This window comes from Streptomyces sp. CNH189 (assembly GCF_000527195.1).
On the sequence record NZ_AZUS01000006.1, the window covers coordinates 288,448 to 299,705 of the forward strand.

Consider the following 11,258-nt stretch of genomic DNA (forward strand, 5'->3'; position numbering starts at 1 on the left):
ACCAGCACCCGGATGGGTGGCCCGCTCACCCGGCACCGCCCGTGCCGTGCGCGACCGCGGAGTGCTCCGCGTCCCGGCGGGCGTCCCGCAGCGGGATCCGTACGTCGAACACCGCGCCGCCCTCCTCACCCGAGGTCACCGACAGGGTGCCGCCGTGCCGGGCCACCGCCTGCCGGACCAGGGCGAGGCCCAGGCCCCGGCCGCCCGGACCGGCCGGCTTGGTGGTGAAGCCGAGCCGGAACACGTCCTCCGCGCGGTCCGGGGCGACCCCGGGGCCGGTGTCGCGGACCCGCAGGACCAGCTCCGAGCCGTCCTCCTCGGTCAGCGCCGTCACCGTCACCCGGGGCCGTACCCCGCCCTGCGCCGCGTCCACCGCGTTGTCGATCAGGTTGCCGAGGATGGTGACCAGGTCGCGGGAGGGCAGGGCGTCCGGCAGCAGCCCGTCGTCGAGACGGCTGTCCGGTGACACCACCAGCTCCACGCCCCGCTCGTTGGCCTGGGCCGTCTTGCCCAGCAGCAGCGCCGCCAGCACCGGCTCGCCCACCGCGTCCACCACCTGGTCGGTGAGCGCCTGCGCCAGCTCCAGCTCGGCGGTCGCGAAGTCCACGGCCTCCTCGGCGCGGCCCAGCTCGATCAGCGACACCACGGTGTGCAGCCGGTTTGCCGCCTCGTGCGCCTGGGACCGCAGCGCCTGCGTGAAGCCGCGCTCCGAGTCCAGCTCGCCCATCAGCGACTGCAGCTCGGTCACGTCCCGCAGGGTCACCACCGAGCCGCGCCGCTGGCCGCCGCTGACCGGCGAGGTGTTCACCACCAGCACCCGGTCGGCCGTCAGGTGCACCTCGTCCATGCGGGGCTCGGAGGCGAGCAGCGCGCCCGTCAGCGGAGCCGGCAGGCCCAGCTCCGCCACCGATCTGCCCACCACGTCCTCCTCCTGGTCCACCCCGAGCAGCACCCGGCCGCCGTCGTTGATCAGCGCCACCCGGTACTGCCCGTCCAGCATCAGCAGGCCCTCGCGCACGGCGTGCAGCGCGGCCTGATGGTAGTCGTGCATGTGGCTGAGCTCGGTGGCGTTCATTCCATGGGTGTGACGGCGAAGCCGGGCGTTGATCACGTACGTGCCGATCGCGCCGAGCCCGAGGGCGCCGGCCGCGACCACCAGCAGCGTGGTCAGCTGCTCCTGCACCCGGCGGCCGATCTCGTCGACCCTTATCCCGGCGCTGACCAGGCCGACGATCCGGTCGCCGTCCCGGACCGGGGTGACGGCGCGCACCGACGGGCCGAGCGTGCCGGTGTAGGTCTCGGTGAAGGTGCGGCCCTCCAGCGCCGGACCGGTGTGCCCCTGGAACACCAGGCCGATCTGGGCGGGATCGGGATGGGTCCAGCGGATGCCCCGCGGATCCATGATCGTCACGAAGTCGACGTCGGTGTCCCGCACCACCTCCAGCGCGTACGGCTGGAGCCGCGCCGACGGGTCGGGCGAGCGGATCGCCTCCCGCACGGACGGCGAGTCGGCGACCGAGAGCGCCACCGAGGTGGCCTGCCGGCCCGCAGCCTCCTCGGCCTCGCTGCGGTGGCTCAGGTAGGTGGCCAGCGCGTACCCCGCCACCACGACCGTGAGGAGCACGGCCTGCATGGCGAACAACTGCCCCGCGAGACTGCGGGGCCGGGGGAGGGGGAAGCGCACCCCGCCAGTCTGCCTCGCGGTTCGCCGGTGAACTAAATGAACGGAAGGGTGACCACGCTCACAAGCCGCGACATAGTCGCCGGGTTCCCCCGAACCATCCCCCGGACGTGAGCCGCACGCCGGTGATGCCGACGACGACGTCAAGGAGGGCCGCCGTGACCAGCACCGCCGATACGGCACCTGCCGCACCCAAGGCCAAACGGGACCGCACGCACTATCTCTACATCGCGGTGATCATCGCGGTCGCCCTCGGTATCGCCGTGGGCCTGATCGCACCGGACTTCGCGGTCGAGCTGAAGCCGATCGGCACCGGGTTCGTGAACCTGATCAAGATGATGATCTCGCCGATCATCTTCTGCACCATCGTGCTGGGCATCGGGTCCGTGCGGAAGGCCGCCAAGGTCGGCGCGGTCGGCGGCATCGCGCTCGGCTACTTCATGGTCATGTCGGTCGTCGCCCTCGCCATCGGCCTGGTCGTCGGCAACATCCTGGAGCCGGGCAGCGGCCTCGCGATCACCGACGCGGTCAAGGAGACCGGCCACGCGCAGATCGACGCGGAGGCGAAGGACACCACCGAGTTCCTGCTCGGCATCATCCCGACCACCATCGTGTCCGCCTTCACCCAGGGTGAGGTGCTGCAGACCCTGCTGATCGCGCTGCTGTGCGGCTTCGCCCTGCAGGCCATGGGCAACGCCGGGCAGCCGGTCCTGCGCGGGATCGAGCACATCCAGCGGCTGGTGTTCCGGGTCCTCGCCATGATCATGTGGGCGGCCCCGATCGGTGCCTTCGGTGCCATGGCCGCGGTCACCGGCTCGGCCGGCCTGGACGCGCTCAAGAGCCTCGCCGTGCTGATGCTCGGCTTCTACCTCACCTGTGTGCTGTTCATCTTCGTGGTGCTCGGCGCGATGCTGAAGCTCGTCGCGGGCCTGAACGTGTGGAGCCTGTTCAAGTACCTGGGCCGTGAGTTCCTGCTGATCCTGTCCACCTCCTCCTCCGAGTCCGCGCTGCCGCGGCTCATCGCGAAGATGGAGCACCTGGGCGTCAGCAAGCCGGTGGTCGGCATCACCGTCCCGACCGGCTACTCCTTCAACCTCGACGGCACCATGATCTACATGACCATGGCCTCGCTGTTCATCGCCGACGCCATGGGCACCCCGATGTCGGTCGGCGAGCAGATCCCGCTGCTGCTGTTCCTGCTGGTCGCCTCGAAGGGCGCCGCCGGTGTCACCGGCGCGGGCCTCGCGACCCTGGCCGGCGGTCTCCAGTCGCACAAGCCCGCCCTGGTGGACGGCATCGGCCTCATCGTCGGCATCGACCGCTTCATGAGCGAGGCCCGCGCGCTGACCAACTTCGCCGGCAACGCGATCGCCACGGTGCTGATCGGCACCTGGACCAAGGAGATCGACAAGGAGCGGGTGGCCGAGGTGCTGGCCGGCCGCGCCCCGTTCGACGAGCGGACGCTGCTGGACGACCACGGCGCCGACCCAGACGACTCCGTCCCGGCGCCCGGGGCGGGCGGCGAGAAGGAGCTGGCCAAGGCCTGACCGGGCCGATGCCGCCCCCGCGCACCCCGGCCGGCCGGGACACACTTCCCCCGTCGCCCCGGCCGGCCGGTCACCGAGGCCCACCCCCCTGACAGGGCCTCCGCCGCCGGGCGGCCGGACTCCTCCCCCGTGAGTCCGGCCGCCCGGCCTTCCTCCGTCGTGGGACGCCCTTGCGTTGACGCCCACGTCAAGCCTTACGTTCGACGGCATGCGAATCGGCGAGCTGGCCGCACGCGCCGGGACCACCACGCGGACGCTGCGGTACTACGAGTCCCGCGGGCTGCTGCCCGCACGGCGGTCCGGCAACGGCTACCGGACCTACGACGAGAACGACCTGAGGCTGCTGCGGCAGATCCGCACGCTGCAGGACTTCGGGTTCGACCTGGAGGAGACCCGGCCCTTCGTGGAGTGTCTGCGGGCCGGGCACCCGGAGGGCGACTCCTGCCCGGCCTCGCTCCAGGTCTACCGGCGCAAGCTCGACGAGCTGGACGCGCTCATCGGCGAACTGCGCGCGGTGCGGGCGACGGTCGGGCGGCAGCTGGAGCGGGCGGAAGCGGCGCGGGAGGCGCTGGCCGTCGACGCGACGGTCCCGGGAGGTCCGGAACCGGTGTGCGAACTGGGAGGGGGAGCGCGATGAGCGGTGTGCCCGAGGTGACGGACGCGGACTTCGCGGAGGAGGTGCTCGGGGCCGATCTTCCGGTGCTGGTGGAGTTCACCGCCGACTGGTGCCCGCCGTGCCGGCAGATGGCGCCGGTGCTGCGGTCGCTGGCCGAGGCGGAGGAGGGCCGGCTGAAGGTGGTCCAGCTGAACGTGGACGCCAACCCGGCGACGACCAACGCCTACAAGGTGCTGTCCATGCCGACCTTCATGGTCTTCCGGGACGGCGAGCCCCTGCGGTCGATGGTGGGCGCGCGGGCGGAGCGGCGGCTGCGGGAGGAACTGCGGGACGTGCTCTGACGCCCGCGGCCTCGCGCCGCGCGGACACGGAAAAGCCCCCGGGCAATTGCGCCCGGGGGCTTTCTCTGCGTATATTCGTGAATTCGCGACTTCGTTATGGGAAGTCGCGGAGAAGTTCAGTGAGCACAGTATATCCGGGCGGGAGCGGAATTGTCAAACACCGAATTTCCGGACGATGAATTGCGGCAGGAACAGGAATTCATCGACGGACTGTACGCACGGGTGGACCTCCTGCGCGGCGACGCCGAGGCCGGTGTGGCGGACGCCCTCGCCCAGGGCCACACCCCCCGGCAGGCCCGGCTGGAACGGGACATCCTGGTCGCCGAGCGCTCAGGGCTGCTCGCCGCGCTCAACGCGGTGGACGGTTCCCTCTGCTTCGGCCGGATCGACCTCACCTCCGGGCAGACCCACCACATCGGCCGCATCGGCCTGCGCGCCGAAGACGCCGAACGCACCCCGGTCCTCATCGACTGGCGGGCCGGCGTGGCGCGCCCGTTCTACCTGGCGACCGGCCACACCCCGATGGGGCTGCGCCGCCGCCGGCACATCGCCACCGAGGGCCGCCGGGTCACGGACCTGCACGACGAGATCCTCGATCTCGGCGACGAGACCCGCACCGGCCACGAGGACCCCACCGGCGACGCCGTGCTGCTCGCCGCGTTGAACTCCGCGCGCACCGGCCGCATGGGCGACATCGTGCGCACCATCCAGGCAGACCAGGACCGCATGATCCGCGCCCCGCACCGGGGCGTCATGGTGGTCGAGGGCGGCCCCGGCACCGGCAAGACCGCCGTCGCCCTGCACCGCGCCGCCTTCCTGCTGTACGAGCACCGCGAGCTGCTGGCCCGCCGCGCCGTCCTGATCGTCGGCCCCAACCCGGCGTTCCTCGGCTACATCGGTGAGGTGCTGCCGAGTCTCGGCGAGACCGGGGTGCTGCTGGCGACCGTCGGTGAGCTCTTCCCCGGGGTGCGCACCACCCGCACCGACACCCCGGAGGCCGCCGCCGTCAAGGGACGGGCGGAGATGGCGGACGTGCTCGCCGAGGTCGTACGCGACCGGCAGGCGCTGCCCGACCCGGTCGTCGCGATCCAGCACGACCGTGAGGTCCTGATGCTCGACGACGGCCTGGTGAACGTAGCCCGGGAACGCACCCGCGCCGTGAAACTGCCGCACAACGTGGCCCGTGAGCACTTCGAGGGATACATCCTCAACACCCTCACCGACATGCTCGCCGAGCGCATCGGCACCGACCCGTACGACGGGTCCAACCTGCTCGACCCGAGCGACGTCACCCAGATCCGCGACGAACTCGCCGAGAACCCCGAGGTGTGGTCCGCGATCGACCGGCTGTGGCCGCGCGTCACCCCGCAGCGCCTGGTCGCGGACTTCCTCGCCGCCCCGGAGGGCTACCTCCCCGACGAGGACGCCGCCGCGGTCCGCCGCCCGGTCACCCGGCACTGGACCGTCTCCGACGTGCCGCTGCTGGACGAGGCCGCCGAACTCCTCGGCGAGGACGACCGGCTCGCCCGCGAGCGCGCCGAACGCGAGCGGCAGCGGCAGATCGCCTACGCGCAGGGCGTGCTGGACGTCTCGTACGCCTCCCGCACCTTCGAGTTCGAGGACAAGGAGGACGACGACCCGGAGTCCTCCGAGGTGCTGTCCGCGCACGACATCATCGACGCCGAGCGGTTCGCCGAGCGGCACGAGGAGGACGACCACCGCAGCGCCGCCGAGCGCGCCGCCGCCGACCGCACCTGGGCGTTCGGGCACATCATCGTGGACGAGGCACAGGAACTCAGCCCGATGGCATGGCGGCTCCTCATGCGGCGCAGCCCCACCCGGTCGATGACCCTCGTCGGCGACCCGGCGCAGACCTCGGAGGCGGGCGGCGTCGGCTCCTGGGAGGGCATCCTCACCCCGTACGTCGAGGACCGCTGGGAGCACCACCGGCTCGGCGTCAACTACCGCACCCCCGCGGAGATCATGGACGTCGCCGCCGCCGTGGTGCGCGCCGAGCACCCCGGGTTCGAGCCGCCCAGCTCCGTACGCGCCACCGGGGTCCGGCCGTGGGCCCGCGCCACCGACGACCTGCCCGGCGCCACCGCCGAGGCGGTCGCGGAGCTCACCCCCGAGGAGGGCCGCCTCGCGGTCGTCGCCCCGCGCGAGCTGCACCGCGCCCTGGCCGCCCGCCTGGACGGGGTGACCGCGGGCGCCGAGCCGGACCTCACCCACCAGGTGGTGCTGCTGGAACCGCGCCAGGCCAAGGGTCTGGAGTTCGACTCGGTGCTGGTGGTCGAGCCGGGCCGCTACGGCACCAGCGACCTGTACGTGGCGCTCACCCGCGCCACCCAGCGGCTCGGCGTGCTGCACACCGAGCCGCTCCCGGAGCCGCTGGCGAAGGCCCTGGCCTAGCCTTTCGTCCGGATCACGCCGGGCGCAGCCACACCGTCGCCAGGGGCGGCAGGGTCAGCCGGATGCTCGCCGGCCGGCCGTGCCACCCCTGCGGCTCCGGCTTGACCGGGTCCGGGTTGGTGACGCCACCGCCGCCGTAGCGGGCCTGGTCGGTGTTCAGGACCTCGTGCCAGGCGGGCACGTCGTCCGGGACCCCGATCCGGTAGTCGTGCCGGACCACCGGCGCGAAGTGGCACACCGCGAGCAACGGGGAGCCGTCGGCGTCGTACCGCAGGAACGCGACCACGTTGTCGTCGGCGGCGTCCCCGGTCACCCAGCGGAAGCCGGACGGCTCGGTGTCGTACTGCCACAGCGCCGGGGTGGAGCGGTAGACGGTGTTCAGGTCACGTACCAGGTCGCGCACCCCGCGGTGGTCGGCCTCCGCGCCGTAGTGCGGGTCCAGCAGCCACCAGTCCGGGCCGTGCGCCTCCAACCACTCGGCGCCCTGGGCGAACTCCTGGCCCATGAAGAGGAGCTGCTTGCCCGGGTGGGCCCACATGTAGCCGAGGTAGGCGCGCAGGTCGGCGCGCCGGCGCCACCAGTCGCCCGGCATCTTCGACACCAGGGACCCCTTGCCGTGCACCACCTCGTCGTGGGAGATCGGCAGCACGTAGTTCTCGCTGTACGCGTACACCATCGAGAAGGTCATCTCGCCGTGGTGGTACGCGCGGTGCACCGGCTCGTGGCTCATGTACTCCAGCGAGTCGTGCATCCAGCCCATGTTCCACTTCAGCCCGAAGCCGAGCCCGCCGAAGCCGCTGGGGCCGCGGTGGTGGGTGGCCCGGGTGACGCCGTCCCAGGCGGTGGACTCCTCCGCGATCGTCACGACCCCCGGCACCCTGCGGTACACGGTCGCGTTCATCTCCTGCAGGAAGGCCACCGCGTCCAGGTTCTCCCGGCCGCCGTGCTCGTTCGGCGTCCATTCGCCGGGCTCGCGCGAGTAGTCGAGGTAGAGCATCGAGGCGACGGCGTCGACCCGCAGCCCGTCGATGTGGAACTCCTCGCACCAGTACAGGGCGTTGGCCACCAGGAAGTTGCGCACCTCGCGCCGCCCGAAGTCGAACTCCAGGGTGCCCCAGTCGGGGTGCGCGGCGCGCAGCGGGTCGGAGTGCTCGTACAGCGGGCGGCCGTCGAACTCGGCCAGCGCCCACTCGTCGCGTGGGAAGTGCGCCGGCACCCAGTCCATGATCACGCCGATGCCCGCCCGGTGCAGCGCGTCCACCAGGTACTTGAAGTCGTCGGGGGTGCCGAGCCGGGCCGTCGGCGCGTAGAAACCGGTGACCTGGTAGCCCCAGGACCCGCCGAAGGGGTGCTCGGCGACCGGCATCAGCTCCACGTGCGTGAACCCGAGGTCCTTGACGTACGCGGGAAGCTGCTCGGCGAGCTGCCGGTAGGTGAGGCCCGGACGCCAGGACGCCAGGTGCACCTCGTACACGGAGAACGGCGCCCGGTGCGCGGGCAGCTCCGCCCGCCGCTCCAGCCACTCCGTGTCGCCCCACTCGTAATGCGAGGACGTCACGATCGACGAGGTGGCCGGGGGCACCTCGGTACGGCGCGCCATCGGGTCGGCGCGCAGGGTCTTCGACCCGTCGGGGCGGGTGATCTCGAACTTGTACAGCTCGCCCTCGCCGATCCCCGGTACGAACAGCTCCCACACCCCGGTCGAGCCCAGCGACCGCATGGGGAAGGCGGTGCCGTCCCAGAAGTTGAAGGAGCCCGCCACCCGCACCCCGCGCGCGTTCGGCGCCCACACCGAGAACCGGGTGCCGGCCACGCCCTGGTGGGTCGTCGGGTGCGCGCCCAGCACCGTCCACAGCTCCTCGTGCCGGCCCTCACCGATCAGGTGCAGGTCCAGCTCGCCCAGCGTGGGCAGGAAGCGGTAGGCGTCCTCCGTCTCCAGCTCCGCCTCCTCGTACGTGACGAGCAGCCGGTACGCGGGGACCTCGCGCAGCGGCAGCAGCCCCGAGAAGAAGCCGTCGCCGTCGTCGTGCAGGGCGACGGACATCCCCCCGGAGACGACGGTCACCGCCCGCGCGTACGGCCGGAACGCCCGGAAGGCCACCCCGCCCGGCACCGGGTGCGCGCCCAGCACGGAGTGCGGGGCGTGGTGCCACCCGCCCAGCAGCCGCTCCCGGTCACCGGAGTCCACGGCGGGCGACACGGCGATCTCCGCCTCCGGCGGCGCGGGCCGCACGGCCGCTTCCGGCACGGGCGCCGGTGCCGTCCGCGCGCTGTCCCTGACGCGGCTCCCGGCAGACGGCTTCTTGCCGGCCGGCGCCTTGCCGGCCGCCTTCTCTGCCGCCTTCTCTGCCGTCTTCCCGGCCGTCTTCCCGGCCGCCTTCTGGACCGTGGCCTTGGCCGCCGGGGCGCTCTTCGCCGCGGCGGCGGCCGTCTTCTTCACGGGCGTCTTCCGCGCGGCGGACTTCTTCGCCGCGGCCGTCGCGGACTGTTTCTTCGCGGCCGGCTTCTTCCGCGCGGGCGTCGGCGGCTCGGTGCGCCGCTGCTCGGCCGGCTGCTCCGGATGCGAACCGCTGGACTCGGGGCGGGGGGTCACGGGCGAAGCCTCCTGGACGCGGGTCGGGTGGGTCAGGTCGGGTCGGACGACGCCAGCCGGCGCAGGGCGGCCAGCGGTACGGGCAGCCAGTCGGGGCGATGGCGGGCCTCGTACACCGCCTCGTAGACCGCCTTGTCGGTCTCGTACGCGCGCAGCAGCACCGGCTCGGTGCGCGGGTCGCGGCCCGCGGCCTCGGCGTATCCGGCGCAGTACGCGGCCCGGCAGTGCGTGGCCCAGTCCGGCTGCGGCGGGTCCACGGAACGCGCCGCGTAGTCGAAGGACCGCAGCATGCCGGCCACGTCCCGCACCACCGGCTGCGGCATCCGGCGCTCGGCCAGCGGCCGGGCCGGCTCCCCCTCGAAGTCGATCAGCGACCAGGTGCCGGCCGGGGAGCGCAGGCACTGCCCGAGGTGCAGGTCGCCGTGCACCCGCTGGGCGGTCCAGGCGCGGCCCTCGGAGGCCAGGTCGTCCAGCGCCGTGTACGCGGAGCGCAGCCCCTCCGCGTACGGCCGCAGCGCCGGCACCGCGTGCACGGCCGTCTCCAGCCGCTCGGTCATGCCGTCGACCACAGTGCGCAGCTGGGCGTGGCCCAGGGTGACCGTCGGCAGGGTGCGCGCCAGCGCGGTGTGCACCTCGGCGGTGGCCCGCCCGAGGGCCCGGGCCTCCGCGACGAAGTCCTCCCCCTTGGCCAGCTCCCGCAGCGCCAGCTCCCAGCCGTCCGTGGCGCCCTGCACGAAGGGCTGCAGTACGCCCAGCACGTACGGCTCGGCCGCGTGCGGGGGACCGGCGGTGTCTTCCGCGTCGGCGACCATCCACGCCGTGGGCGGGGGCACCCGGGGGCAGCCCTCGCGGGCCAGCGCCAGCGGCAGCTCCAGATCCGGGTTGACGCCGGGCACCACCCGGCGCAGCAGCTTCAGGACGAAGGTGTCCCCGTAGACGACCGACGAGTTCGACTGCTCGACGGTCATCAGGCGCGGCACCAGCCCGGGCCGGATCTCCTGGCGCGGATCCCGCTCGAAACGAAGCCCGCCGATCCGGGCCTGGGTGCGCAGGGCCTCCAGGAGCAGGTCGGCGGGCCGGGTGTCGTGCAGAGCCTCGTAGACCGTCCGTCCGGCCAGGGGGCCCCGCGTCACATGACCGATCAGCGCGGGCGCCAGCCGGGGCGGCAGCGCCTCGCGCACGCCTATGAACAGCTGGTAGCAGTCACCGGGCTGCTCCTGTCCGCCGTGGCCGGGCTGGAGCGGCTGGTGGGCGCGCACCAGCAGGTGGTAGAGGCCCAGCTTGGCGGTGGGCGGCAGCAGCTCGGTGGCCGCGACCAGGCCGAACCCGGTGACCGCGCGCCCCTTGCCCGCGAACCAGCGCTGTCTCGGCAGCCACTCCCGCAACAGTGGATCCAGTGACGCAAGGAGGCCGGGCGGGGTCGTGACAGTGCGTGTGACGGCTTCCGACATGGCGTCGCGTCCTTTCCCCTCTGTCGGCGCGCCGCGGGGCGCCGCCGGTGGGCGGGGTGTTACTCATGCGTGCCCCGGGCGGGGCGGGGGAAACCGCCCCGCGCGGGGTTCCGGGTCCTGTCGTCAGGACCTAGGCGGCGTCCTTGCGGAGCCGGAACCAGTAGAAGCCGTGGCCCCCGAGGGTCATCAGGTACGGCAGTTCGCCCACGGCCGGGAAACGCACCCCGCCGAACAACTCCACCGGGTGCCGTCCCTCGAAGGCACTGAGGTCCAGTTCGGTGGGCTGTGCGAAGCGGGAGAAGTTGTTGACGCACAGGACCAGGTCGTCCTCGTACTCGCGGAGGAAGGCGAGGACGGCGGGGTTGGAGGAGGGCAGCTCGGTGTAGGAGCCGAGGCCGAACGCCTTGTTCTGCTTGCGGATCTCGATCATCCGGCGGGTCCAGTGCAGCAACGACGACGGTGAGGCCATGGAGGCTTCGACGTTGGTGACCTGGTAGCCGTAGACCGGGTCCATGATCGTGGGCAGGTAGAGGCGGCCGGGGTCGGAGGAGGAGAAGCCGGCGTTGCGGTCCGGGGTCCACTGCATNGGGGTGCGGACGGCGTCGCGGTCGCCGAGC

General features: G+C 72.7%; 8 protein-coding genes. 4 read left to right on the plus strand and 4 right to left on the minus strand.

Annotated features, from left to right (window positions below):
- Nucleotides 1-25: 25 nt before the first annotated feature.
- Nucleotides 26-1,684, minus strand: coding sequence for a sensor histidine kinase (locus B100_RS0111480; RefSeq protein ID WP_024884578.1), 1,659 nt, complete (start codon nucleotides 1,682-1,684; stop codon nucleotides 26-28).
- A 155-nt stretch (nucleotides 1,685-1,839) separates the two neighbouring features.
- Here B100_RS0111480 and B100_RS0111485 point away from each other — a divergent pair, with 155 nt between their 5' ends.
- The 4 genes from B100_RS0111485 (at nucleotide 1,840) to B100_RS0111500 (ending at nucleotide 6,597) form a co-directional block, all read left to right on the plus strand.
- Nucleotides 1,840-3,228: a cation:dicarboxylate symporter family transporter gene (locus tag B100_RS0111485; protein WP_024884579.1), complete on the plus strand. Its 1,389-nt coding sequence runs from the start codon at nucleotides 1,840-1,842 to the stop codon at nucleotides 3,226-3,228.
- 208 nt (nucleotides 3,229-3,436) lie between these two features.
- The gene (locus tag B100_RS0111490; RefSeq protein WP_024884580.1) at nucleotides 3,437-3,865 is read left to right on the plus strand and encodes a MerR family transcriptional regulator; all 429 of its coding nucleotides are present in this window, start codon (nucleotides 3,437-3,439) and stop codon (nucleotides 3,863-3,865) included.
- Complete coding sequence (locus B100_RS0111495; protein ID WP_486585621.1) at nucleotides 3,862-4,185, plus strand: thioredoxin family protein; 324 nt, start codon at nucleotides 3,862-3,864, stop codon at nucleotides 4,183-4,185. Before B100_RS0111490 ends, B100_RS0111495 begins: the two co-directional genes overlap by 4 nt.
- A 180-nt stretch (nucleotides 4,186-4,365) precedes the next feature.
- A complete protein-coding gene (locus B100_RS0111500) occupies nucleotides 4,366-6,597 on the plus strand; it encodes a helicase domain-containing protein (protein WP_024884582.1) in 2,232 nt (743 codons plus the stop codon).
- Between the two features lie 13 nt (nucleotides 6,598-6,610).
- On the opposite strand, the gene glgB is transcribed toward B100_RS0111500, so the two are convergent.
- From glgB to B100_RS0111515, 3 genes are all read right to left on the minus strand, one after another.
- Nucleotides 6,611-9,190, minus strand: a complete 2,580-nt coding sequence (gene glgB / locus B100_RS0111505) for a 1,4-alpha-glucan branching enzyme (protein ID WP_024884583.1) — start codon at nucleotides 9,188-9,190, stop codon at nucleotides 6,611-6,613.
- A 32-nt stretch (nucleotides 9,191-9,222) separates the two neighbouring features.
- The gene (locus B100_RS0111510) at nucleotides 9,223-10,641 is read right to left on the minus strand and encodes a maltokinase N-terminal cap-like domain-containing protein (protein ID WP_024884584.1); all 1,419 of its coding nucleotides are present in this window, start codon (nucleotides 10,639-10,641) and stop codon (nucleotides 9,223-9,225) included.
- Between the two features lie 130 nt (nucleotides 10,642-10,771).
- On the minus strand, nucleotides 10,772-11,258 hold a 487-nt coding region (locus B100_RS0111515; RefSeq protein WP_024884585.1), incomplete at its 5' end, for an alpha-glucosidase C-terminal domain-containing protein.

Bases quoted from the DNA above. Each gene is read 5' to 3' on its own strand.
- B100_RS0111490 (WP_024884580.1), top strand. From the start codon at position 3,437: ATGCGAATCGGCGAGCTGGCCGCACGCGCCGGGACCACCACGCGGACG.
- B100_RS0111495 (WP_486585621.1), top strand. From the start codon at position 3,862: ATGAGCGGTGTGCCCGAGGTGACGGACGCGGACTTCGCGGAGGAGGTG.
- B100_RS0111510 (WP_024884584.1), bottom strand. From the start codon at position 10,641: ATGTCGGAAGCCGTCACACGCACTGTCACGACCCCGCCCGGCCTCCTT.